This window comes from Salmonella sp. NW722, assembly GCF_051702785.1.
Taxonomy (GTDB): domain Bacteria; phylum Pseudomonadota; class Gammaproteobacteria; order Enterobacterales; family Enterobacteriaceae; genus Salmonella; species Salmonella enterica.
Window position 1 is genome coordinate 74,690 of record NZ_JAMMIN010000010.1, and the last position, 22,530, is coordinate 97,219.

At 51.6% G+C, this 22,530-nt stretch carries 31 protein-coding genes; 27 read left to right on the top strand and 4 right to left on the bottom strand.

Annotation, left to right across the window (positions count from 1 at the left end; translation table 11 throughout):
- Nucleotides 1–19: 19 nt before the first annotated feature.
- The 9 genes from NA330_RS20785 to NA330_RS20825 all read left to right on the top strand — a co-directional run bounded on the left by NA330_RS20785 (nt 20) and on the right by NA330_RS20825 (nt 6,326).
- Nucleotides 20–244 (top strand): DUF2732 family protein, encoded by a 225-nt coding sequence (locus NA330_RS20785; protein WP_000557703.1) that lies wholly within the window; start codon nt 20–22, stop codon nt 242–244.
- On the top strand, nt 244–546 hold the full coding sequence (locus NA330_RS20790; RefSeq protein WP_001747926.1) for a DUF5405 family protein: 303 nt from the start codon (nt 244–246) through the stop codon (nt 544–546). Before NA330_RS20785 ends, NA330_RS20790 begins: the two co-directional genes overlap by 1 nt.
- Nucleotides 546–770 (top strand): TraR/DksA C4-type zinc finger protein, encoded by a 225-nt coding sequence (locus NA330_RS20795; protein WP_001113264.1) that lies wholly within the window; start codon nt 546–548, stop codon nt 768–770. The genes NA330_RS20790 and NA330_RS20795 overlap by 1 nt, the downstream gene beginning before the upstream one ends.
- Nucleotides 767–1,042, top strand: coding sequence for a DUF5405 family protein (locus NA330_RS20800; protein ID WP_000027664.1), 276 nt, complete (start codon nt 767–769; stop codon nt 1,040–1,042). Before NA330_RS20795 ends, NA330_RS20800 begins: the two co-directional genes overlap by 4 nt.
- Nucleotides 1,032–3,317 (top strand): replication endonuclease, encoded by a 2,286-nt coding sequence (locus NA330_RS20805; protein WP_001747927.1) that lies wholly within the window; start codon nt 1,032–1,034, stop codon nt 3,315–3,317. The genes NA330_RS20800 and NA330_RS20805 overlap by 11 nt, the downstream gene beginning before the upstream one ends.
- Entirely contained in the window at nt 3,317–3,769 is a 453-nt protein-coding gene (locus tag NA330_RS20810) for a DUF3850 domain-containing protein (RefSeq protein ID WP_001747928.1), read from the top strand. Before NA330_RS20805 ends, NA330_RS20810 begins: the two co-directional genes overlap by 1 nt.
- The gene (locus tag NA330_RS20815; protein ID WP_000554777.1) at nt 3,769–3,975 is read left to right on the top strand and encodes a hypothetical protein; all 207 of its coding nucleotides are present in this window, start codon (nt 3,769–3,771) and stop codon (nt 3,973–3,975) included. Before NA330_RS20810 ends, NA330_RS20815 begins: the two co-directional genes overlap by 1 nt.
- Before the next feature lie 212 nt (nt 3,976–4,187).
- On the top strand, nt 4,188–5,303 hold the full coding sequence (locus NA330_RS20820) for a ParB N-terminal domain-containing protein (RefSeq protein WP_001747929.1): 1,116 nt from the start codon (nt 4,188–4,190) through the stop codon (nt 5,301–5,303).
- Between the two features lie 3 nt (nt 5,304–5,306).
- On the top strand, nt 5,307–6,326 hold the full coding sequence (locus NA330_RS20825) for a hypothetical protein (RefSeq protein ID WP_001176391.1): 1,020 nt from the start codon (nt 5,307–5,309) through the stop codon (nt 6,324–6,326).
- 2 nt (nt 6,327–6,328) lie between these two features.
- On the opposite strand, the gene NA330_RS20830 is transcribed toward NA330_RS20825, so the two are convergent.
- The 3 genes from NA330_RS20830 to NA330_RS20840 all read right to left on the bottom strand — a co-directional run bounded on the left by NA330_RS20830 (nt 6,329) and on the right by NA330_RS20840 (nt 10,529).
- Entirely contained in the window at nt 6,329–7,336 is a 1,008-nt protein-coding gene (locus NA330_RS20830) for a DNA adenine methylase (protein ID WP_000372780.1), read from the bottom strand.
- 386 nt (nt 7,337–7,722) lie between these two features.
- Nucleotides 7,723–8,757 carry a phage portal protein gene (locus NA330_RS20835; RefSeq protein ID WP_000038188.1) on the bottom strand — a complete coding sequence of 345 codons (1,035 nt, stop codon included), beginning with the start codon at nt 8,755–8,757 and terminating at the stop codon, nt 7,723–7,725.
- Nucleotides 8,757–10,529, bottom strand: a complete 1,773-nt coding sequence (locus tag NA330_RS20840) for a terminase ATPase subunit family protein (RefSeq protein WP_000156861.1) — start codon at nt 10,527–10,529, stop codon at nt 8,757–8,759. The genes NA330_RS20835 and NA330_RS20840 overlap by 1 nt, the downstream gene beginning before the upstream one ends.
- Nucleotides 10,530–10,702: 173 nt before the next feature.
- Here NA330_RS20840 and NA330_RS20845 point away from each other — a divergent pair, with 173 nt between their 5' ends.
- The 18 genes from NA330_RS20845 (at nt 10,703) to NA330_RS20930 (ending at nt 22,119) form a co-directional block, all read left to right on the top strand.
- Entirely contained in the window at nt 10,703–11,557 is an 855-nt protein-coding gene (locus NA330_RS20845) for a GPO family capsid scaffolding protein (protein ID WP_001085975.1), read from the top strand.
- Between the two features lie 58 nt (nt 11,558–11,615).
- Nucleotides 11,616–12,689, top strand: coding sequence for a phage major capsid protein, P2 family (locus NA330_RS20850; protein ID WP_001747930.1), 1,074 nt, complete (start codon nt 11,616–11,618; stop codon nt 12,687–12,689).
- A 3-nt stretch (nt 12,690–12,692) separates the two neighbouring features.
- Nucleotides 12,693–13,436, top strand: a complete 744-nt coding sequence (locus NA330_RS20855; RefSeq protein WP_001747931.1) for a terminase endonuclease subunit — start codon at nt 12,693–12,695, stop codon at nt 13,434–13,436.
- 99 nt (nt 13,437–13,535) lie between these two features.
- Complete coding sequence (locus tag NA330_RS20860; protein WP_000988633.1) at nt 13,536–14,045, top strand: head completion/stabilization protein; 510 nt, start codon at nt 13,536–13,538, stop codon at nt 14,043–14,045.
- Nucleotides 14,045–14,248, top strand: coding sequence for a tail protein X (locus tag NA330_RS20865; protein ID WP_000846409.1), 204 nt, complete (start codon nt 14,045–14,047; stop codon nt 14,246–14,248). The genes NA330_RS20860 and NA330_RS20865 overlap by 1 nt, the downstream gene beginning before the upstream one ends.
- Nucleotides 14,249–14,251: 3 nt before the next feature.
- A complete protein-coding gene (locus tag NA330_RS20870; protein ID WP_000123123.1) occupies nt 14,252–14,533 on the top strand; it encodes a phage holin family protein in 282 nt (93 codons plus the stop codon).
- Complete coding sequence (locus tag NA330_RS20875) at nt 14,533–15,030, top strand: glycoside hydrolase family 24 protein (protein ID WP_001144101.1); 498 nt, start codon at nt 14,533–14,535, stop codon at nt 15,028–15,030. The genes NA330_RS20870 and NA330_RS20875 overlap by 1 nt, the downstream gene beginning before the upstream one ends.
- Before the next feature lie 14 nt (nt 15,031–15,044).
- Entirely contained in the window at nt 15,045–15,470 is a 426-nt protein-coding gene (locus NA330_RS20880; protein WP_001747932.1) for a DNZ54_00345 family protein, read from the top strand.
- Entirely contained in the window at nt 15,458–15,883 is a 426-nt protein-coding gene (gene lysB, locus NA330_RS20885; protein ID WP_001747933.1) for an Rz-like lysis system protein LysB, read from the top strand. Before NA330_RS20880 ends, lysB begins: the two co-directional genes overlap by 13 nt.
- Nucleotides 15,783–16,028: an Rz1-like lysis system protein LysC gene (lysC, locus tag NA330_RS20890; RefSeq protein WP_230855587.1), complete on the top strand. Its 246-nt coding sequence runs from the start codon at nt 15,783–15,785 to the stop codon at nt 16,026–16,028. Before lysB ends, lysC begins: the two co-directional genes overlap by 101 nt.
- On the top strand, nt 15,991–16,458 hold the full coding sequence (locus tag NA330_RS20895; RefSeq protein ID WP_001747934.1) for a phage tail protein: 468 nt from the start codon (nt 15,991–15,993) through the stop codon (nt 16,456–16,458). Before lysC ends, NA330_RS20895 begins: the two co-directional genes overlap by 38 nt.
- The gene (locus NA330_RS20900; RefSeq protein ID WP_001001795.1) at nt 16,451–16,903 is read left to right on the top strand and encodes a phage virion morphogenesis protein; all 453 of its coding nucleotides are present in this window, start codon (nt 16,451–16,453) and stop codon (nt 16,901–16,903) included. Before NA330_RS20895 ends, NA330_RS20900 begins: the two co-directional genes overlap by 8 nt.
- A 66-nt stretch (nt 16,904–16,969) precedes the next feature.
- Nucleotides 16,970–17,605: a phage baseplate assembly protein V gene (locus NA330_RS20905; RefSeq protein WP_001747935.1), complete on the top strand. Its 636-nt coding sequence runs from the start codon at nt 16,970–16,972 to the stop codon at nt 17,603–17,605.
- Nucleotides 17,602–17,949, top strand: coding sequence for a GPW/gp25 family protein (locus NA330_RS20910; protein WP_000127164.1), 348 nt, complete (start codon nt 17,602–17,604; stop codon nt 17,947–17,949). Before NA330_RS20905 ends, NA330_RS20910 begins: the two co-directional genes overlap by 4 nt.
- 4 nt (nt 17,950–17,953) lie before the next feature.
- Nucleotides 17,954–18,862: a baseplate assembly protein gene (locus tag NA330_RS20915; protein WP_001747936.1), complete on the top strand. Its 909-nt coding sequence runs from the start codon at nt 17,954–17,956 to the stop codon at nt 18,860–18,862.
- Nucleotides 18,855–19,466 (top strand): phage tail protein I, encoded by a 612-nt coding sequence (locus NA330_RS20920; RefSeq protein ID WP_001747937.1) that lies wholly within the window; start codon nt 18,855–18,857, stop codon nt 19,464–19,466. Before NA330_RS20915 ends, NA330_RS20920 begins: the two co-directional genes overlap by 8 nt.
- The gene (locus tag NA330_RS20925) at nt 19,463–21,532 is read left to right on the top strand and encodes a phage tail-collar fiber domain-containing protein (RefSeq protein ID WP_001747938.1); all 2,070 of its coding nucleotides are present in this window, start codon (nt 19,463–19,465) and stop codon (nt 21,530–21,532) included. Before NA330_RS20920 ends, NA330_RS20925 begins: the two co-directional genes overlap by 4 nt.
- Complete coding sequence (locus tag NA330_RS20930; RefSeq protein WP_006678265.1) at nt 21,502–22,119, top strand: tail fiber assembly protein; 618 nt, start codon at nt 21,502–21,504, stop codon at nt 22,117–22,119. Before NA330_RS20925 ends, NA330_RS20930 begins: the two co-directional genes overlap by 31 nt.
- Nucleotides 22,120–22,122: 3 nt before the next feature.
- Here the strand turns inward: NA330_RS20930 and NA330_RS20935 are convergent, their stop codons facing one another.
- Nucleotides 22,123–22,530, bottom strand: a complete 408-nt coding sequence (locus NA330_RS20935) for a tail fiber assembly protein (protein WP_001747940.1) — start codon at nt 22,528–22,530, stop codon at nt 22,123–22,125.

A 22,530-nucleotide genomic window follows, 5' to 3' on the forward strand; every position in this document is an offset into this window, starting at 1 on the left:
TTTTTGCCTGGAGAAAGTCATGCATACAGTTTCTGAAAATCAGTGCGGTAAATACGCATTACTGCTGCAACAGGCCAGAACCGAAGCACAGGCCGACGCAGCGACACGCTTTTCTTCTCATCTTGACGCCATGATTCGCCATATCACAAAGGCGGAGTTATCCCGCGTGGAGATAGTCGAGCTGCTCAGTCAGGAGTCGGAAAAATTTCACAATATCGGATTGTCTCGCGGGGAGGTGCTTTGATGTCCTGTTCTCATTCAGTTGTATTACTGAATAACGCCTTAAAAATCGCCGTTATGGGAAATGGTGATTTGTCTCTTATTCAACTTTGTCTTGATAAAGAAAAACGCGACATAACTGAATCTGTTATCGCGATTTATCAGAATGAATTAAACCTCCTGTCTGATGTGGTCAATTTACTTGTTAAACGCGCTGTATTCCACAAGCAAATTTCCTCCGTGGATGAACTGACAAAATTAACGACAGAAATCGTCAGCTATTGCGCTGATGAATTTAAGAAACTGAACGACAAAAGGAACTGGTAATGCCGGACAACGTAGATTTCATTCAGGAACAACAGGCTGAATTACTGGAGCGCCAGATTAACGCGGCAAGGGTAAAACATTGCGGTGCTTCTGCGCTGGTTTGCGAAGAGTGTGACGCGCCAATACCTGCTGCCCGTCGTGCGGCTTATCCGTCAGCCACGCGTTGTGTTTCCTGTCAGTCAGTCTTTGAAGCAAAAAACAAACATTACCGGAGAACGGCATGAGTATTCGTATTGAAATTGGCGAACGTTATGTCGTTACCAGTGACAGCTTTCAGTTTATTCTCCACGAGAAAAAGAGAGCGGAAAGCGGTAAAAACGCCGGTCAGGAATGGCTGGCGGTGGTTGGTTATTACCCGAAATTAAGCCAGCTCGTTTCCGGCCTGATGCATCACGATATTCTGACCGGAAGCGCAAAGTCTTTTGCTGATTTAAACGCGCAGGTTGAGCAACTCAGCAAGCGTTGTTCAGAGGCTTTTGGCTCATATGGCCGTTAAAGCCTCCGGGCGTTTTGTCCCTCCGTCAGCATTTGCCGCAGGCACCGGTAAGACGTTTACCGGTGCTTATGCATGGAACGCGCCACGCGAGGCCGTCGGGCGCGAAAGCCCCCTTACACGTGACGAGATGCGTCAGGTGCAAGGTGTTTTATCCACGATTAACCGCCTGCCTTACTTTTTGCGCTCGCTGTTTACTTCACGCTATGACTACATCCGGCGCAATAAAAGCCCGGTGCACGGGTTTTATTTCCTCACATCCACTTTTCAGCGTCGTTTATGGCCGCGCATTGAGCGCGTGAATCAGCGCCATGAAATGAACACCGACGCGTCGTTGCTGTTTCTGGCAGAGCGTGACCACTATGCGCGCCTGCCTGGAATGAATGACAAGGAGCTGAAAAAGTTTGCCGCCCGTATCTCATCGCAGCTTTTCATGATGTATGAGGAACTCTGCGATGCATGGGTTGATGCACATGGCGAAAAAGAATCGCTGTTTACGGATGAGGCGCAGGCTCACCTGTATGGTCATGTTGCTGGCGCTGCACGTGCTTTCAATATTTCCCCGCTCTACTGGAAAAAATACCGTAAAGGGCAGATGACCACGAGGCAGGCATATTCTGCCATTGCCCGTCTGTTTAACGATGAATGGTGGACTCATCAGCTTAAAGGCCAGCGTATGCGCTGGCATGAGGCGTTACTGATTGCTGTCGGGGAGGTCAATAAAGACCGTTCTCCTTATGCCAGTAAACATGCCATTCGTGATGTGCGTGCGCGCCGCCAGGCAAATCTGGAATTTCTTAAATCGTGTGACCTTGAAAACAGGGAAACCGGCGAGCGCATCGACCTTATCAGTAAGGTGATGGGCAGTATTTCTAATCCAGAAATTCGCCGGATGGAGCTGATGAACACCATCGCCGGTATTGAGCGTTACGCTGCCGCAGAGGGTGATGTGGGGATGTTTATCACGCTGACCGCGCCGTCAAAGTATCACCCGACACGTCAGGTCAGAAAAGGCGAAAGTAAAACCGTTCAGCTTAATCACGGCTGGAACGATGAGGCATTTAATCCAAAGGATGCGCAGCGTTATCTCTGCCGTATCTGGAGCCTGATGCGCACGGCATTCAAGGATAATGATTTACAGGTCTACGGTTTGCGTGTCGTCGAGCCACACCACGACGGAACGCCGCACTGGCATATGATGCTTTTTTGTAATCCACGCCAGCGCAACCAGATTATCGAAATCATGCGTCGCTATGCGCTCAAAGAGGATGGCGACGAAAGAGGAGCCGCGCGAAACCGTTTTCAGGCAAAACACCTTAACCGGGGCGGTGCTGCGGGATATATCGCGAAATACATTTCAAAAAACATCGACGGCTATGCACTGGATGGTCAGCTCGATAACGATACCGGCAGACCGCTGAAAGACACAGCGGCGGCTGTTACCGCATGGGCGTCAACGTGGCGCATCCCGCAATTTAAAACGGTTGGCCTGCCGACAATGGGGGCTTACCGTGAACTACGCAAATTGCCTCGCGGCGTCAGTATTGCTGATGAGTTTGACGAACGCGTCGAGGCTGCTCGCGCTGCTGCAGACAGTGGTGATTTTGCGTTGTATATCAGCGCGCAGGGTGGGGCAAATGTCCCGCGCGATTGTCAGACTGTCAGGGTTGCCCGTAGCCCGTCGGATGACGTTAACGAGTACGAGGAAGAAGTCGAGAGAGTGGTCGGCATTTACGCGCCGCATCTCGGCGCGCGTCATATTCATATCACCAGAACGACGGACTGGCGCATTGTGCCGAAAGTTCCGGTCGTTGAGCCTTTGACTTTAAAAAGCGGCATCGCCGCGCCTCGGAGTCCTGTCAATAACTGTGGAAAGCTCACCGGTGGTGATACTTCGTTACCGGCTCCCACACCTTCTGAACACGCCGCAGCAGTGCTTAATCTGGTTGATGACGGTGTTATCGAATGGAATGACACGGAGGTCGTGAGGGCGCTCAGGGGGGCATTAAAACACGACCTGAGAACACCAAATCGTCAGCAAAGAAACGGAAACCCGTTAAAACCACATGAAATTGCACCATCGGCCAGACTGACCCGGTCGGAAAGAATGCAAATTACCCGTATCCGCGTTGACCTTGCTCAGAACGGTATCAGGCCGCAGCGATGGGAGCTTGAGGCGCTGGCGCGTGGAGCGACCGTAAATTATGACGGTAAAAAATTCATGTATCCGGTCGCTGATGAGTGGCCGGGATTCTCAAAAGTAATGGAGTGGACATGATGGCAAAAATTCACGAGGTAAAGCTGCACGCAAAATATTTTGACCTTGTGCTGGAAGGAAAGAAACGCGCAGAGTTTCGGAAAAATGACCGTAATTATGAGCGCGGGGACACGTTGATTTTGCATGAATGGGGGCAGGGGGTGTATACGGGGCGAAAGGTTGAAGCCCGGATAACAGATGTTACTGACCTGTCAGACTGGCTGGAAGATTATGTCTTGCTAAGTATTGAGCTGCTTAATACAGGCGCATATGAGATTGTGAACTGGAAAGAACTTAGTGAGCGTGGTCTGGTATTCAGAATTAATCATGAAATTATGCATCAGCTCGGCCTTGCTGTCATGTATGAACCAGAGACGGGGATGTCTGGCGGGGCAATGGTTGCCACGGATGGAGCATGGAACTATTCGGACGAACAGATTGAGTGTGCAAAGCAAAACGGGTGGCTTGGATAATGCACAGAATACCAGGCGAGATACCGCAACATAACACTAAAAATATCAAGCTGATGGCTATTGTTCACCGTCTACAGCAGATTATGGTCAACGAAAATCTGACGCCTGACGAGCTGGTCGGGTGTGCCGAAATAGTCCGGGATAATTACGGGCGGCTTAATTATATCCGTCAGTCCAGAGTTGCTCCACCGTCACGCAGACTATAGAAAACGCCGTCAGTCTTGAAACTTGTTTTCAGGGCTGGCGGGGTTGAACAACGAGCATCGCGAGGCGTTAGTGGTTTTCAGTATGTGTGTTATATGTGATAGGTTGCTTCCTAACGTATTTCATGTTTCTATGGAAAAAGACTAAAAAACATGGTAAAGAAGCAAAAAACGCATAGAATGTTGTTAAATTTATTTAGATTATGGTGTATGAAATGCCACTGACTGTCTTAGAACCATTCAAAACACAGATGATTTCCCCAGATGAATTAATCTTGGATGCTAAAAACCCAAGACTTTATAACGGGAAAAGTTTTAATGACAATGCCGACCCGCACGAACTGGTTAAGGCTCTCTCTGATACAGCTGATTTGGAGGAGTTGATTAAATCCATATCAGAGAATGGATATATGTCAATTGAACCTTTAATTGTCATGAAAAAAGGTGCCAAATATGTTGTTTTAGAGGGAAATCGTCGTTTAGCAGCGATCAAATTACTTACTGAGCCGGGTTTGGCACAAAAGTGTCGTGTTGTTGTTCCTAAAAACTTGGACGCTCGTGTTATAGATAGTTTGAAAGAAGTGGCTGTATATCTAGTAAATGATGAGTCAGAGGCTCGTTCATTTATTGGATTTAAGCATGTAAATGGTCCACATAAGTGGGATTCTTTTGCTAAAGCGCAATTTGCATATAAATGGTTTGTAAGTGAAAGGGCAAATGGGCTTACAATAGACGATATAACAAAAAAACTCGGTGATAGTAATAATACTGTGCGTTCTATTGTTAGTGCTATGTTTGTACTTGAACAAGCAAAAAATCAGCAGGTATATGATATTCACGCTGATCGCATGTCTCCAAAATTTTCATTTTCACACTTATATACTGCATTAAATAGGTCTGAATATAAAGACTTCTTGGGGCTCGAGAGAGATTGGAATGTTACTCTTAAAGATAACCCTGTCCCATCGCAGAATATTGATAAACTTAAAGATGTTCTTACTGGTCTTTATGGTTATAAAAAAGATAAAAGAGCTTCTTTAATTTCTTCACAGAATCCGGATTTAAAATATTTTGGCGAGGTTTTGGCTAATGAGGCCTCATACGAAGCCTTTAAGTCTGGGGTTGAAAGTCTGTCTGAATTATATAAACAGGCCGGAGATCCACTTCAACACATCAAGGATGCTTTTCTGGAGATAAACAAGCAGCTTGATACTATATCTTCTGTTCTTGATAGAACTGATTCGTTAGATGACACAACGAAGAACTACATCGAACAATTTAAGAAAAAAGTATTGAAGGTTCAATTTCAATTGCAGAGTATTGAGGAATAATAAATGCAGTTGTTACCTTATCCGGAGAGTCATCATATTCAAGTTAAATTAGATTGGCTTGAATTATCATGTTTATCGAATATTTACTTTACTGTGCGTATTTCTGAGTTAAGAAATATTCTGGAGAATTTAGATTCGTTTACATCTTCTGATATAGGTGAGGAAGATGCTGAAGTAGAGAATGAAATACAACGATTACTGGAACAATATCAGCAAAGAAAAGATATTTTGGGTGAAAGTTATCCATTTGTTTTTAATGAAGAAACACTTTGTCTTGAGTTAATGGAAGGTACATTGGAACAACTGACAGTTGACCAACATATCTATTTATACTGCTTGTATTTTTCTCATATGTCAGCATCACGATTATTTAGTGGTTTGGAAAGTCCTACAAACCAGCAACGGGATTTATTACAGATTGCTGCAACTATTGCTTTGGCTGGTTATGTTCAAGGCCATAGTATTTCATTCGGTTGGCCAAGACCAGATAGCTCAAGATTTTATGATGCGTTAACTAGGGCTATTGATTTAATAGGAGAGGGCAGAGTAAAATCTCTGGCTGATGTAAATCGCTATTTACAGTCTAGGCCTCATAAAGATGCTGGTATTGATGTTATTGCATGGAAGGATAATAATCCTCGCGATATGTTTCCTGGTAATAAGCTTATTTATTTTGCACAAGTTGCTAGCGGAAATGACTGGCGCTCTAAAGCAGTAAAAGAAGACATTGCTGTTATACAAAATCACTGGTTGTCGCAAAGAATATATAGAATAATTGACGCGATTGTTATTCCATTTGATTTCGAAAGTGATGATGAATCTATAAAAAAAGATCATATCTCTTTGATAGCCGAGGAGTTTGGAGCAGTGTTGCATAGGCTACGGTTGCCAACTTGTTTTAAGAGGGGTTTAGAGCTTTTAGTTTCTAACCCTGAGTTGCTGATAGAAAGGGGAAATGAAATAAATAATATTTCACAATATGTAATATCAACAACCGCAACGTTACAACAAGAAGCGGCCTAATATTAGGCCGTTTTAATTGCTTTTTTTTCAATCGGAATTTTACTTTCAGATTCCAATATGTCTACAGTAAATAGTGACTCTGGCATTCTTAATCGAGAATCAGCGATCATGAGCTCTTTTCCAACTTTAGCTTGGTTCATCACATAGCTTATCTCTACCGCTCTTGTGCCATGTTTTGAATATAACTCATGCACTAATGGATGGTCATCATAAGAAATTAGCCAGCGGTTCGCATAACCGGCTATATATTCCTTAAGCTCTCGATGCTGTATGTCATCGAAACAAAAGTTTTTAGAATAAATGTTTCTGCCCTCTTTAACATAGGGAGGGTCTAGATAAACAAAGTCATTTTCGTAATTGTCTTTGTTATCAAATCGTTTTAAAAAATCAATACAATGTTCATTATAAACAAATATAGATTCACGCATGCTCGCTATTTTTTCGAGCTTTTTAATAAGGGTGCTTACAGTGTATCTACAATCAATTTTATATTTTCCAGATTGGTCTAAACCACCAATTGGCCCTGCGCTTAGTACTCCAGATCTATTTGTCCTATTTAAATAAAAAACACTGAACCCGTACTCGAGTTTAGTGTACTTAGTAGGATCAGTAATACTTGACTGATAAATTCTCTTTTGTTTATGCCATTCATCGATACATGGTATATTCTGATATACCATATCTAACAGATTGTCGGTGTTGTTAATTAATTGATCCCAAAAACAAAATAAAGCATAGTTCTTGTCATTTAAGTGGATCTCTTTGACATATCCACCCAATAGCAGTGAAAGCGATGCACCAGCGCCGCCGCAAAATGGTTCAATAAACCGTGCGCCATTTAACTTATTATGCATGAGGAAAATAGCGAGAAATGAAGCAAGCTTGTCCTTGCCACCTGGATAGCGGAATGGTGAGCTGGCTCTAGGGATGTCGTGAACCCCAAACAACTTGCGTACTGATTTTTTGCTAAGTTGTTTTATTGCTTCATGTTCAAGGATTCTCTGATCCATGTGCCACCGTTACTATTATGAAAAATATTTCTATTATCGCATGCGTCATTGCTTCCTGCAATCAGGGTAGCGCATGTATCTATAGCGTGCGTGGATTTGCATTTATGTTCTTTGGTCTCTAACTCTTTTGTATGGTAATCCCCAAGGGGGTTTGATTACTTAATTCAACCGCATTAAAACCGGCTCATGAAGCGGGCGGGCGAGGCGGGGAAAGCACTGCGCGCTGGCGGTGGTGATGATTTTATTTTTTCAGCGTCTGAGCGCGTCGTGATGGCGTTTAGATTGTGCGCCGGGGCGTTGGTGTGTCTGCGGGGTGTTTTGTGCGGTGGTGAGCGTGTGAGGGCGTGATGACGGGGTGTAAAAAAGCCGCCCGCAGGCGGCGATGTTCAGCCGTTGTCAGTGTCCAGTGAGTAGTTTTTAAAGCGGATGACCTCCTGGCCAAGCCAGCCGTTTATTTCCCGAATCCTGTCCTGTAGCGGGATAAGCTCATTGCGGACAAAGACCTTTGCCACTTTCTCAATATCGCCCAGCGACCCGACGTTCTCCGGCTTGCCGCCCATCAACTGAAAGGGGATGCGGTGCGCGTCCAGCAGGTCAGCGGCGCTGGCTTTTTTGATATTAAAAAAATCGTCCTTCGTCGCCACTTCACTGAGGGGGATAATTTTAATGCCGTCGGCTTTCCCCTGTGGGGCATAGAGAAACAGATTTTTAAAGTTGTTGCGGCCTTTCGACTTAACCATGTTTTCGCGGAGCATTTCGATATCGTTGCGATCCTGCACAGCATCAGTGACGTACATGATGTATCCGGCATGTGCGCCGTTTTCGTAATACTTGCGGCGGAACAGCGTGGCCGACTCATTCAGCCAGGCAGAGTTAAGGGCGCTGAGATATTCCGGCAGGCCGTACAGCTCCTGATTAATATCCGGCTCCAGCAGGTGAAACACGGAGCCGGGCGCGAAGGCTGTCGGCTCGTTGAAGGACGGCACCCACCAGTAAACATCCTCCTCCACGCCACGACGGGTATATTTGGCCGGTGAGGTTTCCAGTCTGATGACCTTACCGGTGGTGCTGTAACGCTTTTCCAGAAACGCATTACCGAACACCAGAAAATCCAGCACAAAGCGGCTGAAATCCTGCTGGGACAGCCACGGATGCGGGATAAATGTCGAGGCCAGAATATTGCGTTTGACGTAAATCGGGGAGCTGTGATGCACGGCAGCACGCAGGCTTTTTGCCAGACCGGTAAAGCTGACCGGTGGCTCATACCATCTGCCGTTACTGATGCATTCGACGTAATCCAGAATGTCACGGCGGTCGAGTACCGGCACCGGTTCGCCAAAGGTGAATGCCTCCATTTTCGGAGCGCTGGCGGTCATTGTTTTCACCGCTGGCTGCGGTGTTTTCCCTTTTTTCTTGCTCATCAGTAAAACTCCAGAATGGTGGATGTCAGCGGGGTGCTGATACCGGCGGTGAGTGGCTCATTTAACAGGGCGTGCATGGTCGCCCAGGCGAGGTCGGCGTGGCTGGCTTCCTCGCTGCGGCTGGCCTCATAGGTGGCGCTGCGTCCGCTGCTGGTCATGGTCTTGCGGATAGCCATGAACGAGCTGGTGATGTCGGTGGCGCTGACGTCATATTCCAGACAGCCACGGCGGATAACGTCTTTTGCCTTGAGCACCATTGCAGTTTTCATTTCCGGCGTGTAGCGGATATCGCGCGCGGCGGGATAGAACGAGCGCACGAGCTGGAACACGCCGACACCGAGGCCGGTGGCATCAATACCGATGTATTCGACGTTATATTTTTCGGTGAGTTTGCGGATGGATTCAGCCTGGGTGGCAAAGTCCATGCCTTTCCACTGGTGACGCTCAAGTATTCTGAATTTGCCACCGGCCACCACCGGCGGTGCCAGCACCACGCATCCGGCGCTGTCGCCACGGTGTGACGGGTCGTAACCAATCCATACCGGACGTGAGCCGAACGGATTGGCGGCAAACGGAGCATAGTCTTCCCATTCTTCCAGCGTGTCGACCATGCAGCGTTGCAGCTCCTCGAACGGGAACACCGACGCCTTGTCGTCAACAAATTCACACATGAACAGGTTTTTAAAATCGTCGGCGCTGTTTTCACGTTTGAGCTGCTCAATGTCGAACAGCGTGCAGCCGCCTTTCAGGGCGTCCTCAATGGTGACAATCTGCCGCCACTGGCCGTCCGCACAGAGAAGCCCACCGGCAAGGGCGTTATGACTGACGTCGATTTCCACGCGTTCGGCGGCGCTGGCGCGTCCCCGGTTAAACAGTTCACCCGACCAGAACGGGTAGGCGTCGTGCGCCAGCGTGGACGGGGTGGAGAAATAGGTCGAGCGCAGGTGACTCTGTGAGGCCATACCTGATGCCACCTTACGGAGCACCTGAAAATTCGGGATCCAGAAAATCTCGTCGACGTACAGGTCGCCGTTATGGCTCTGCGCGGTGTTGGAGTTGGTGCCGAGAAAAATCAGTTTTGCGCCGTTATTGCCCAGGACAATTGGGTCACCGGTCAGGTCAACGTCAACCAGCCGGGCAAAGGCGATGATGTATTCGCGGAACACATACGCCTGCGTTTTACTGGCCGACAGAAAAATCTGGTTATGACCGGTTTTCAGGGCGCGCAGCAGCGCCTCGCGGGAAAAATAAAACGTCGCGCCAATCTGGCGGGATTTCAGGATATCGCGGATGCGGTGCTCAAGCCCGGCGCGATACCAGTGCAACTGATAGTCGAAAGACTGCTCAAAGAAAATCTGCTCCAGCTTTTCGATGGCCTCGTCACTGAAAAAATTCTTTTTCGGTTTGCGACGCCCGCCTTTGTTGCGGTTAGCGACGTTCGGATTAAGGTCTGCCTCGTTGCCGGTCTGACTGTAACGGTTTACCCGTGCCAGTCGTTCAATCTGGCGTCCCAGCAGGTCAATTTCCTTGAAGTCACCGCCGGTTTTCTGCGGTTTGATGATGAGCTGGGTCAGCCGCGCTTCCAGGCTCATTTCGACACGGCTGATGGGGGCAACGCTGTCCCAGCCGTCGCGCTGTTTCCAGCTCTGCACCGTCGGGCGTTTCATCTGCAACATGGCGGCAATCTGCGGCACGGAAAACCCCTGCCAGTACAGCAGCGCCGCCTGACGACGCGGGTCGTGTAAAAGAGTGGTGTCTGTGGTGATGGTCATGAATACCTCGCCGTGATGAATACACGGCAAGGCTACTGAGTCGCGCCCCGCGATTCGCTAAGGTGCTGTTGTGTCAGTGATAAGCCATCCGGGACTGATGGCGGAGGATGCGTATCGTCGGGAAACTGATGCCGACATGTGACTCCTCTAATCACTATTCAGGACTCCTGACAATGGCAAAAAAAGTCTCAAAATTCTTTCGTATCGGCGTTGAGGGTGACACCTGTGACGGGCGTGTCATCAGTGCGCAGGATATTCAGGAAATGGCCGAAACCTTTGACCCGCGAGTCTATGGTTGCCGCATTAACCTGGAACATCTGCGCGGCATCCTGCCTGACGGTATTTTTAAGCGTTATGGCGATGTGGTCGAACTGAAGGCCGAAAAGATTGACGATGATTCGGCGCTGAAAGGCAAATGGGCGCTGTTTGCGAAAATCACCCCGACCGATGACCTTATCGCGATGAACAAGGCCGCGCAGAAGGTCTACACCTCAATGGAAATTCAGCCGAACTTTGCCAACACCGGCAAATGTTATCTGGTGGGGCTGGCCGTCACCGATGACCCGGCAAGCCTCGGCACGGAATACCTGGAATTCTGCCGCACGGCAAAACATAACCCTCTGAACCGCTTCAAATTAAGCCCTGAAAACCTGATTTCAGTGGCAACGCCTGTTGAGCTGGAATTTGAAGACCTGCCTGAAACCGTGTTCACCGCCCTGACCGAAAAGGTGAAATCCATTTTTGGCCGCAAACAGGCCAGCGATGATGCCCGTCTGAATGACGTGCATGAAGCGGTGACCGCTGTTGCTGAACATGTGCAGGAAAAACTGAGCGCCACTGAGCAGCGCCTCGCTGAGATGGAAACTGCCTTTTCCGCTCTTAAGCAGGAGGTGACTGACAGGGCGGATGAAACCAGCCAGGCATTCACCCGCCTGAAAAACAGTCTCGACCACACCGAAAGTCTGACCCAGCAGCGCCGCAGCAAGGCCACCGGTGGTGGCGGTGACGCCCTGATGACGAACTGCTGACCGGCGTCAGTCAGTCCGGGAAAACCTTCACGATTAACCCTTAATTTCAGGAAAAACTATGCGCCAGGAAACCCGCTTTAAATTTAATGCCTACCTGTCCCGTGTTGCCGAACTGAACGGCATCGACGCCGGTGATGTGTCGAAAAAATTCACCGTTGAACCGTCGGTCACCCAGACCCTGATGAACACCATGCAGGAGTCCTCTGACTTTCTGACCCGCATCAACATTGTGCCGGTCAGCGAAATGAAAGGGGAAAAAATTGGCATCGGTGTCACCGGCTCCATCGCCAGCACCACCGACACCGCCGGTGGCACCGAGCGTCAGCCGAAGGACTTCTCGAAGCTGGCGTCAAACAAGTACGAATGCGACCAGATTAACTTCGATTTTTATATCCGCTACAAAACGCTTGACCTGTGGGCGCGTTATCAGGATTTCCAGCTCCGTATCCGTAACGCCATTATCAAACGCCAGTCCCTTGATTTCATCATGGCCGGTTTTAACGGCGTGAAGCGTGCCGAAACCTCTGACCGCAGCAGTAACCCGATGCTGCAGGATGTGGCGGTCGGCTGGCTGCAGAAATACCGCAATGAAGCCCCGGCGCGCGTGATGAGCAAGGTCACTGACGAGGAAGGTCACACGACCTCTGAGGTCATCCGCGTGGGTAAGGGCGGTGATTATGCCAGCCTCGATGCACTGGTGATGGATGCGACCAACAACCTGATTGAGCCGTGGTATCAGGAAGACCCTGACCTTGTGGTGATTGTGGGGCGTCAGCTACTGGCGGACAAGTATTTCCCCATCGTCAACAAGGAGCAGGACAACAGCGAGATGCTGGCCGCTGACGTCATTATCAGCCAGAAACGCATCGGTAACCTGCCGGCGGTACGCGTCCCGTACTTCCCGGCGGATGCGATGCTCATCACGAAGCTGGAAAACCTGTCCATCTACTACATGGATGACAGCCATCGCCGCGTGATTGTGGAAAACCCGAAACTCGACCGCGTGGAGAACTACGAGTCAATGAACATTGATTACGTGGTGGAAGACTACGCCGCCGGTTGTCTGGTGGAAAAAATTAAGGTCGGTGACTTCTCCACACCGACTAAAGTGACCGCAGAGCCGGGAGCGTAACCGATGACGAGTCCCGCACAGCGCCACATGATGCGGGTCTCGGCAGCGATGACCGCGCAGCGGGACGCCGCCCCGCTGCGACATGCAACTGTCTATGAGCAGATGCTGGTCAAGCTGGCCGCAGACCAGCGCACACTGAAAGCGATTTATTCAAAAGAGCTGAAGGCCGCGAAAAAACGCGAACTGCTGCCGTTCTGGTTGCCGTGGGTGAACGGCGTGCTGGAGCAGGGCAAAGGCGCACAGGATGACATTCTGATGACGGTCATGCTGTGGCGTCTGGATACCGGCGATATTGCTGGTGCGCTGGAGATTGCCCGTTATGCCCTGAAGTACGGTCTGACCATGCCGGGTAAACACCGCCGCACCCCGCCGTACATGTTCACCGAGGAGGTCGCGCTCGCGGCCATGCGCGCTCACGCTGCCGGTGAGTCTGTGGATCCCCGCCTGCTGACGGACACCCTTGAACTGACCGCCACGGCTGACATGCCTGATGAAGTGCGCGCAAAGCTGCACAAAATTACCGGTCTGTTTCTGCGTGACGGTGGTGATGCCGCCGGTGCGCTGGCGCACCTGCAACGTGCGACACAGCTCGACTGTCAGGCAGGCGTCAAAAAAGAGATTGAACGACTGGAGCGGGAACTGAAACCGAAGCCGGAGCCGCAGCCAAAAGCGGCCACCCGCGCCCCGCGTAAGACCCGGAGCGTGGCACCGGCAAAACGTGGACGCCCGAAAAAGAAAGCCAGTTAACAACCGAATGCGCCCCGCGCCAGGGCGGCACGCCGGTCAGTGAGGGTGAATCACCTGACACTGCACCGGCGTCCACCGCCCGACTTTTCAGAGGTAGTCATGATGACGCTGATTATTCCGCGAAAGGAGGCTCCCGTGTCCGGTGAGGGTACGGTGGTCATCCCGCAACCGGCAGGCGACGAGCCGGTGATTAAAAACACGTTCTTTTTTCCCGATATCGACCCGAAGCGCGTCCGGGAACGTATGCGCCTTGAGCAGACCGTCGCCCCCGCCCGTCTGCGTGAGGCCATCAAGTCAGGCATGGCGGAGACGAATGCGGAGCTGTACGAGTACCGCGAACAGAAAATTGCCGCCGGTTTTACGCGTCTGGCGGACGTCCCGGCGGACGACATCGACGGTGAAAGCATCAAAGTTTTTTACTACGAGCGCGCCGTGTGTGCGATGGCGACCGCGTCGCTTTATGAGCGTTATCGCGGCGTGGATGCCAGTGCGAAAGGCGACAAGAAGGCTGACAGCATTGACAGCACCATTGATGAACTGTGGCGGGATATGCGCTGGGCGGTGGCGCGTATCCAGGACAAGCCACGCTGCATCGTGAGTCAAATCTGATGAAGACCTTTGCGCTACAGGGCGACACGCTCGACGCCATTTGTGTCCGGTATTACGGGCGCACTGAGGGCGTGGTTGAGACCGTGCTCGCCGCAAATCCGGGACTGGCTGAACTGGGTGCGGTGCTGCCACACGGCACCGCCGTCGAACTGCCCGACGTTCAGACCGCGCCCGTGGCTGAAACTGTCAATCTGTGGGAGTAACGCATGACAGCAGAAGAAAAAAGCGTCCTGTCGCTTTTCATGATTGGGGTGCTGATTGTTGTCGGCAAGGTGCTTGCCGGTGGTGAACCCATCACCCCGCGTCTGTTTATCGGGCGCATGTTGCTCGGTGGTTTTGTCTCGATGGTTGCCGGTGTTGTTCTGGTGCAGTTTCCTGACCTGTCACTGCCTGCGGTGTGCGGCATCGGCTCCATGCTGGGTATCGCCGGTTATCAGGTGATTGAGATTGCCATTCAGCGCCGCTTTAAGGGCAGGGGGAAACCGTAATGCCGGTAATTAACACGCATCAGAATATCGCCGCCTTTCTCGACATGCTGGCCGTGTCCGAAGGGACGGCGAATCACCCGCTGACGAAAAACCGGGGCTATGACGTGATAGTCACCGGACTGGACGGAAAGCCGGAAATATTCACCGACTACAGTGACCACCCGTTCGCGCATGGCCGACCGGCGAAGGTGTTTAACCGTCGCGGTGAAAAATCCACGGCCTCCGGTCGCTATCAGCAGCTTTACCTGTTCTGGCCGCATTACCGCAAACAGCTTGCCCTGCCGGATTTCAGTCCGTTGTCGCAGGACAGGCTCGCCATTCAGTTGATCCGCGAACGCGGTGCACTGGATGACATCCGGGCGGGACGCATTGAGCGCGCCATTTCACGCTGTCGCAATATCTGGGCGTCCCTGCCGGGTGCCGGTTACGGTCAGCGTGAGCATTCACTGGAAAAACTGGTCACCGTCTGGCGTACCGCCGGCGGTGTACCGGCTTAAACGGAGTAAACACCATGAAGAAATTATCCCTTTCACTGATGCTGAATGTGTCGCTGGCGCTGATGCTGGCACTGTCCCTGATTTACCCGCAGAGCGTGGCCGTCAGTTTTGTCGCCGCCTGGGCGATTCTGACGACGGTTATCTGTGTGGTTGCCGGTGGTGTCGGCGTGTATGCCACAGAGTATGTACTGGAACGCTACGGGCGGGAGCTGCCGCCGGAATCGCTGGCCGTGAAGATTGTCGCGTCGCTGTTTTTGCAGCCGGTGCCGTGGCGCAGACGGGCGGCGGCTCTGGTAGTGATGGTGGCGACGTTTATCTCGCTGGTCGCTGCCGGGTGGATTTTTACCGCGCTGATTTATCTTGTGGCGTCGCTGTTTTTCCGGCTGATACGTAAAGCCTGTCGTCAGCGTCTTGAGGGGCGGGAATTATGTCAAAGCTGATGATTGTGCTGGTCGTGTTGTTATCGCTGGCGGTGGCGGGGCTGTTTCTGGCGAAGCATGAAAACGCCAGCCTGCGCGCCTCGCTGGACAGGGCGAACAACGTCGCCAGTGAACAGCAGGTGACCATCACCATGCTGAAAAATCAGCTTCATGTTGCCCTCACCAGAGCAGACAAAAACGAGCTGGCGCAGGTGGCACTGCGTCAGGAACTGGAGAACGCCGCGAAGCGTGAAGCACAGCGCGAGAAAACCATCACGAGGTTACTGAATGAAAACGAAGATTTTCGCCGCTGGTACGGCGCTGGCCTGCCTGATGCTGTGCGCCGGTTGCACCAGCGCCCGGCCTGCACCGACGCCAGTGATTGTCCACAACGCCTGCCCGAAAGTGAGTCTTTGCCCGATGCCGGGCAGTGACCCGCAGACGAACGGCGATTTAAGTGCCGATATCCGGCAGCTTGAGAACGCGCTGGCACGCTGTGCCAGCCAGGTAAAAATGATTAAACACTGTCAGGACGAAAACGATGCTCAAACCCGACAGCCTGCGCAGGGCGCTGACTGATGCCGTCACGGTGCTGAAAACTAACCCCGATATGCTGCGGATATTCGTGGATAACGGGAGTATTGCCTCCACACTGGCGACGTCGCTGTCATTCGAAAAGCGTTACACGCTCAATGTCATTGTGACCGACTTTACCGGTGATTTTGACCTGCTCATTGTGCCGGTGCTGGCGTGGCTGCGGGAAAATCAGCCCGACATCATGACCACCGACGAAGGTCAGAAAAAAGGTTTCACGTTTTATGCAGACATCAACAATGACAGCAGCTTTGATATCAGCATCAGCCTGATGCTGACCGAGCGCACGCTGGTCAGTGAGGTGGACGGCGCGCTGCATGTGAAGAATATCCCGGAACCCACGCCGCCGGAGCCGGTCACCCGCCCGGTGGAGCTGTATATCAATGGCGAACTGGTGAGCAAGTGGGATGAATGAGTTTAAGCGTTTTGAAGACCGGCTGACCGGACTGATTGAATCGCTGTCACCGTCAGGGCGTCGGCGACTGAGTGCCGAACTGGCGAAACGTCTGCGTCAGAGTCAGCAGCGTCGGGTGATGGCACAGAAAGCCCCGGACGGCACACCCTACGTGCCACGCCAGCAGCAGAGCGCCAGAAAAAAGACCGGTCGTGTTAAGCGAAAAATGTTTGCGAAACTTATCACCAGTCGTTTTTTGCATATCCGCGCCAGCCCGGAGCAGGCATCAATGGAGTTTTACGGCGGGAAGTCACCGAAAATCGCCAGTGTGCATCAGTTCGGTCTGTCGGAAGAAAACCGGAAAGACGGTAAGAAAATTGATTATCCGGCGCGTCCTCTGCTCGGCTTTACCGGTGAGGATGTGCAGATGATTGAAGAGATTATCCTGGCTCACCTCGACCGTTAGTTGTGCCATTCCCGACACCTCATCGTCACATTGCCGCCGGTATGACCCGGCGGCATCCTTCCCGTTATGAACACTCTCGCAAATATTCAGGAACTCGCGCGCGCACTGCGCAACATGATTCGCACCGGCCTTGTCGTCGAAACCGACCTTAACGCCGGTCGCTGCCGTGTGCAGACCGGCGGCATGTGCACCGACTGGCTTCAGTGGCTGACCCATCGCGCCGGGCGTTCGCGCACATGGTGGGCACCTTCCGTGGGGGAACAGGTGCTGATTCTGGCCGTGGGTGGTGAACTCGACACGGCGTTCGTTCTGCCGGGAATTTATTCCGGCGATAACCCCGCGCCGTCTGCGTCGGCGGATGCCCTGCATATCCGTTTCCCTGACGGGGCGGTGATTGAGTATGAACCCGAAACCAGTGCACTCACGGCAAGCGGAATTAAAACGGCCAGCGTGACGGCTTCTGATTCTGTTACTGCCACGGTACCGGTGGTCACGGTGAAAGCGTCAACCCGTGTCACCCTGGACACACCGGAAGTGGTCTGCACTAACAAACTGACTACCGGCACGCTGGAAGTGCAGAAGGGCGGGACGATGCGCGGCAACATTGAACACACCGGCGGTGAACTCTCATCAAACGGTAAGGTACTGCATACCCACAAACACCCCGGCGACAGCGGCGGCACAACCGGGAGTCCTTTATGACAGCGCGTTATCTCGGAATGAATCGCAGTGATGGCCTGACTGTCACTGACCTTGAGCATATCAGCCAGAGTATCGGCGATATCCTGCGCACACCGGTCGGCTCACGGGTGATGCGTCGTGATTACGGCTCGTTGCTGGCATCAATGATTGACCAGCCGCAGACCCCGGCGCTTGAGTTGCAGATTAAGGTCGCCTGTTACATGGCGGTGCTGAAATGGGAACCCCGCGTCACCCTGTCATCCGTCACCACTGAGCGCAGTTTTGACGGGCGAATGACGGTCACGTTAACCGGCCAGCACAACGACACCGGCCAGCCACTTTCGTTAACCATCCCTGTGAGTTGAAACCATGCCGATTATCGACCTGAACCAGCTACCCGCACCGGATGTGGTCGAGGAGCTGGACTTTGAAACCATTCTTGCCGAACGCAAGGCGACACTGATTTCCCTTTACCCGGAAGACCAGCAGGAGGCGGTCGCCCGTACCCTGACGCTGGAATCTGAGCCTCTCGTCAAACTGCTGGAGGAAAATGCTTATCGTGAGCTTATCTGGCGTCAGCGTGTGAATGAGGCCGCACGGGCGGTGATGCTGGCCTGTGCCGCCGGTAATGACCTTGATGTGATTGGTGCCAATTACAACACTACGCGCCTGACTATCACCCCGGCAGATGATTCGACCATCCCGCCGACACCGGCAGTGATGGAATCTGACACGGATTATCGTCTGCGTATTCAGCAGGCGTTTGAAGGTTTAAGCGTCGCCGGGTCGGTGGGTGCCTATCAGTATCATGGTCGCAGTGCCGACGGGCGTGTCGCGGATATTTCTGTAACCAGTCCGTCTCCGGCCTGTGTCACCATCTCTGTGCTGTCACGTGAAAATAACGGTGTTGCATCCGAAGACCTGCTGGCCGTGGTGCGTAACGCCCTTAATGGCGAGGACGTCAGGCCGGTGGCCGACCGCGTGACCGTGCAGTCTGCCGCCATCGTTGAATACCAGATAAACGCCACGCTTTACCTTTACCCTGGTCCCGAAAGCGAACCCATCCGCGCCGCCGCCGTGAAAAAGCTGGAAGCGTACATCACGGCACAGCACCGGCTGGGGCGCGACATCCGTCTGTCTGCCATTTATGCCGCTTTGCATGTGGAAGGCGTGCAGCGTGTCGAACTGGCTGCACCACTGGCCGACATCGTGCTCAACAATACGCAGGCGTCTTTCTGTACCGAATACCGCGTCGTGACCGGAGGCCCGGATGAGTGATTCGCGACTGCTGCCGACCGGCTCATCACCGCTTGAGGTCGCCGCCGCAAAAGCCTGTGCGGAAATTGAAAAAACGCCGGTCAGTATTCGTGAGCTGTGGAACCCGGACACCTGCCCGGCAAATCTGCTGCCGTGGCTGGCGTGGTCATTTTCGGTTGACCGCTGGGATGATAAATGGCCGGAAGCGACAAAACGCGCTGTTATCCGCGATGCGTATTTCATTCACTGCCATAAGGGCACTATAGGCGCAATCCGGCGTGTGGTGGAGCCGCTCGGCTATCTGATTGAGGTAAGGGAGTGGTGGCAGCTCAACGAGGATCCGGGGACGTTCCGTATCGTTGTTGGCGTGCTTGAGCAGGGTATTACCGAAGAAATGTATCAGGAGCTGGAGCGCCTCGTTGCTGATGCAAAACCGGCAAGCCGCCATCTGACGGGACTGGCTATCAGTTTAAGTACAAACGGCAACATTTTTGCCGGTGCGGGATGCTATCACGGCGACGCCCTGACGGTTTATCCCTACACCCCGGAGGCCATTATTGTCGGAGGGGATTATTTCCCGGCCTCGGCCATTCATTTAATTGATAACCTGAGAGTAAACGCATGACAGTGAAATACTACGCCATTCTGACTAATCAGGGCGCAGCACGGCTGGCTAACGCGACGATGCTCGGCAGTAAGCTGAATCTGACGCAAATGGCCGTTGGTGATGCGAATGGTGTCTTGCCGACACCAGACCCGGCACAGACAAAACTGATTAACCAGAAACGCATCGCGCCGCTGAATCTTCTGAGTGTTGATCCGAACAACCAGAGCCAGATTATTGCGGAGCAAATCATCCCTGAGAACGAGGGCGGATTCTGGATCCGTGAGATTGGGCTTTATGATGATGAAGGCGTACTCATTGCGGTGGCGAACTGCCCGGAAACGTACAAACCGCAGTTGCAGGAAGGCAGTGGTCGTACCCAGACTATCCGCATGATTCTGGTTATCACGAATACCGAAGCCATCACGCTGAAAATCGACCCGTCGGTGGTACTGGCGACCCGTAAATACGTGGATGATAAAGTCCTGGAATTAAAGCTGTATGTGGATGACCAGATGAGAAACCACATTGCCGCACAGGATCCTCATACCCAGTATGCGCAGAAACATAATCCGACATTTACCGGAGAACCAAAAGCGCCGACGCCTGCCGCAGGAAATAACACCACGCGGATTGCGACCACTGCGTTTGTTCAGGCCGCTATTACCGCTCTGATTAACGGTGCGCCAGCCACGCTGGACACACTGAAAGAAATTGCCGCAGCCATTAACAATGACCCGAAATTCAGCACCACCATTAACAATGCGCTGTCAGGTAAGCAGCCACTGGATGAGACGCTGACTCATTTGAGTGGAAAGGATGTTGCCGGTCTTCTCGCATACCTTGGTTTAGGAGAAACGATAAATCTCGCTGCGGGTGCACTGCAAAAATCGCAGAATGGCGGCGATATTCCGGACAAAAAACAATTTGCGAGAACTATCGGCGCGGTAACATCGACTACCATTACACTTGGTGAATCAGGCTGGTTCAAAATCGCCACGGTTGTAATGCCGCAGGCTACATCAACAGCGGTGATTAAACTGTACGGTGGGGCGGGGTTTAACGCTGGTTCACCTGAACAGGCGGCAATCAGCGAACTGGTATTGCGTGCCGGTAATGGCTCACCTGTTGGAATAACTGCCACGTTGTGGAGACGCTCGCCTGCTGCGGCTAACGAGGTCGCATGGGTTAATACATCAGGCGACACCTACGATATTTATATTAATATCGGCCAGTATGCGTACTGGTTAATTGCGCAATATGACTACACCGGTAATGCAAATGTCACGTTGCACAGTACGCCTGAATATTCATCAGTACAGCCGGGAAACTCAACCAGCGGTCAGACATATACAATTTACAGTAGTCTGATGAAACCAACAGCCGGTGATGTGGGTGCATTGCCGATTACAGGGGGACAGCTAAACGGTCCGTTAAGCATTGGTACTGACAATGCACTGGGCGGTAATTCAATTGTACTCGGTGATAACGATACCGGTTTTAAACAGAACGGTGACGGGATACTGGATACATACGCGAACAACCAGCACACCGTTCGTGTCGCTCCCGGTGAAATGATGGTTCTGGGAGCTATTCGCGCAGGCAAAGAAAAAAAACTGTCACTAACGAGTAATAATAATTCGACAATGACAGCCACGTTTAACTTATGGGGCGACGCAAACAGGCCCACTGTAATTGAACTGGATGATGATCAGGGATGGCAGTTATACAGCCAGCGAAACCCTGATGGTTCAGTCCTGTTTACGGTCAATGGCGATATCACCGCTAACGTACTGCGTGCAGGCGGGGCCATCTATCAGAATAACGGTGATATCTTTGGTTCGCTATGGGGAAATGGCTGGTTAAGTACCTGGATTAATAATAATCTCGTCTTAGATGTTCAGTTAGGGGCCGGCACATCAGTGACTACCTGGAACAATGCAGGGTCATGGCCTAACACTCCCGGATATGTAGTTACCTCCGTCTGGAAAGATTATCAGGGCGAAAATATTGATGGTATTAATTATGCGCCTTTGCAAAAACGAGTCGGGAATCAGTGGTATACCGTACAAGGGGGAACGGTATAATGAAAAAATATCAGAATATCAAAAATTTCAGACTGACTGACGCGCCTGTAAACAGGGGGAAAACTCAGGCCGAAATAAATATAGGTGCATATTTTCTGAAGTCAGACGACGGACAGGACTGGTATGAGTGTCAGTCATTATTTTCTGATGATACTGCAAAAATAATGTACGACCATGAAGGGGTTATCTGGGGTGTTGTTAATAAGCCAGTCCCGCAACGTGGCAACACATATTCTGTATCAATGTTGTGGCCGGTTAATATGTCTGTTGCGGAAATAGACGCTGCTGACTGTCCTGATGATTGCCGTGGTGATGGCTCATGGTTGTACAGGGATGGTAAGGTTTTACCCGTTCCGGTGGATTATCAGGCTAAGGCCGAAACCACCCGACAGAAACTACTGGATGCCGCTAACAGCGCCATTGCCGACTGGCGAACCGAACTGGCGTTGGGTGAAATAAGTGACGACGATAAGGCCAGCCTGACTAAATGGATGGCGTATATCAGGGCGCTTAAAACGCTGGATTTGAGCGGCGTGAAAGACTCAGCCACCTTCACGGAAATCAGGTGGCCTGAATTACCACAATAACGACTACTGGCTGGCTGGCTTATCCGGCCAGTCAGGATTTGAGGTATCCACCCGGTTTACCAGTACACTGTAGAGCTCCCAGGCGTCCAGCCGTTTAATCTCTTCATCTGTGGCAATTTTTAGTTTTACTGCCCGTGCCAGTGGCGCAATGACTGACTCTGCTCCGGCAAGGAGTTCCGCTTTTCTGGATTCAGCCTGTGCAACCAGTTCTTCAGGCGTATATTCGCGATGTTCAACCAGTACTGGGCCTCCTTTCCTGTGCTCAATATATTTTCCGTCCACCTGACCCTGCATAAGTTCATGGTAGTGTTCATCAGTCAGAGGAATTAGATCAGTCGGGCAATCTCCCGATTCGGTATCCGGCTTGTAGAAAAAACCTTTCTCTTTAAAGCTGTAATAATAATCGCTCAT

Excerpts from the sequence above, each read along its gene's own strand:
- NA330_RS20825 (WP_001176391.1), top strand. The coding sequence starts at position 5,307 with ATGCAGTTGTTACCTTATCCGGAGAGTCATCATATTCAAGTTAAATTA.
- NA330_RS20915 (WP_001747936.1), top strand. The coding sequence starts at position 17,954 with ATGCCGATTATCGACCTGAACCAGCTACCCGCACCGGATGTGGTCGAG.
- NA330_RS20815 (WP_000554777.1), top strand. The coding sequence starts at position 3,769 with ATGCACAGAATACCAGGCGAGATACCGCAACATAACACTAAAAATATC.
- NA330_RS20870 (WP_000123123.1), top strand. The coding sequence starts at position 14,252 with ATGACAGCAGAAGAAAAAAGCGTCCTGTCGCTTTTCATGATTGGGGTG.
- NA330_RS20795 (WP_001113264.1), top strand. The coding sequence starts at position 546 with ATGCCGGACAACGTAGATTTCATTCAGGAACAACAGGCTGAATTACTG.
- NA330_RS20805 (WP_001747927.1), top strand. The coding sequence starts at position 1,032 with ATGGCCGTTAAAGCCTCCGGGCGTTTTGTCCCTCCGTCAGCATTTGCC.
- NA330_RS20880 (WP_001747932.1), top strand. The coding sequence starts at position 15,045 with ATGAAGAAATTATCCCTTTCACTGATGCTGAATGTGTCGCTGGCGCTG.
- NA330_RS20785 (WP_000557703.1), top strand. The coding sequence starts at position 20 with ATGCATACAGTTTCTGAAAATCAGTGCGGTAAATACGCATTACTGCTG.
- NA330_RS20790 (WP_001747926.1), top strand. The coding sequence starts at position 244 with ATGTCCTGTTCTCATTCAGTTGTATTACTGAATAACGCCTTAAAAATC.
- NA330_RS20845 (WP_001085975.1), top strand. The coding sequence starts at position 10,703 with ATGGCAAAAAAAGTCTCAAAATTCTTTCGTATCGGCGTTGAGGGTGAC.
- NA330_RS20810 (WP_001747928.1), top strand. The coding sequence starts at position 3,317 with ATGGCAAAAATTCACGAGGTAAAGCTGCACGCAAAATATTTTGACCTT.
- NA330_RS20860 (WP_000988633.1), top strand. The coding sequence starts at position 13,536 with ATGATGACGCTGATTATTCCGCGAAAGGAGGCTCCCGTGTCCGGTGAG.
- NA330_RS20840 (WP_000156861.1), bottom strand. The coding sequence starts at position 10,529 with ATGACCATCACCACAGACACCACTCTTTTACACGACCCGCGTCGTCAG.
- NA330_RS20900 (WP_001001795.1), top strand. The coding sequence starts at position 16,451 with ATGAATGAGTTTAAGCGTTTTGAAGACCGGCTGACCGGACTGATTGAA.
- NA330_RS20895 (WP_001747934.1), top strand. The coding sequence starts at position 15,991 with ATGCTCAAACCCGACAGCCTGCGCAGGGCGCTGACTGATGCCGTCACG.
- NA330_RS20835 (WP_000038188.1), bottom strand. The coding sequence starts at position 8,757 with ATGAGCAAGAAAAAAGGGAAAACACCGCAGCCAGCGGTGAAAACAATG.
- NA330_RS20865 (WP_000846409.1), top strand. The coding sequence starts at position 14,045 with ATGAAGACCTTTGCGCTACAGGGCGACACGCTCGACGCCATTTGTGTC.
- NA330_RS20920 (WP_001747937.1), top strand. The coding sequence starts at position 18,855 with ATGAGTGATTCGCGACTGCTGCCGACCGGCTCATCACCGCTTGAGGTC.
- NA330_RS20850 (WP_001747930.1), top strand. The coding sequence starts at position 11,616 with ATGCGCCAGGAAACCCGCTTTAAATTTAATGCCTACCTGTCCCGTGTT.
- NA330_RS20800 (WP_000027664.1), top strand. The coding sequence starts at position 767 with ATGAGTATTCGTATTGAAATTGGCGAACGTTATGTCGTTACCAGTGAC.
- NA330_RS20925 (WP_001747938.1), top strand. The coding sequence starts at position 19,463 with ATGACAGTGAAATACTACGCCATTCTGACTAATCAGGGCGCAGCACGG.
- NA330_RS20855 (WP_001747931.1), top strand. The coding sequence starts at position 12,693 with ATGACGAGTCCCGCACAGCGCCACATGATGCGGGTCTCGGCAGCGATG.
- NA330_RS20935 (WP_001747940.1), bottom strand. The coding sequence starts at position 22,530 with ATGAGCGATTATTATTACAGCTTTAAAGAGAAAGGTTTTTTCTACAAG.
- NA330_RS20830 (WP_000372780.1), bottom strand. The coding sequence starts at position 7,336 with ATGGATCAGAGAATCCTTGAACATGAAGCAATAAAACAACTTAGCAAA.
- NA330_RS20820 (WP_001747929.1), top strand. The coding sequence starts at position 4,188 with ATGCCACTGACTGTCTTAGAACCATTCAAAACACAGATGATTTCCCCA.
- NA330_RS20905 (WP_001747935.1), top strand. The coding sequence starts at position 16,970 with ATGAACACTCTCGCAAATATTCAGGAACTCGCGCGCGCACTGCGCAAC.
- lysC (WP_230855587.1), top strand. The coding sequence starts at position 15,783 with ATGCTGTGCGCCGGTTGCACCAGCGCCCGGCCTGCACCGACGCCAGTG.
- NA330_RS20910 (WP_000127164.1), top strand. The coding sequence starts at position 17,602 with ATGACAGCGCGTTATCTCGGAATGAATCGCAGTGATGGCCTGACTGTC.
- lysB (WP_001747933.1), top strand. The coding sequence starts at position 15,458 with ATGTCAAAGCTGATGATTGTGCTGGTCGTGTTGTTATCGCTGGCGGTG.
- NA330_RS20875 (WP_001144101.1), top strand. The coding sequence starts at position 14,533 with ATGCCGGTAATTAACACGCATCAGAATATCGCCGCCTTTCTCGACATG.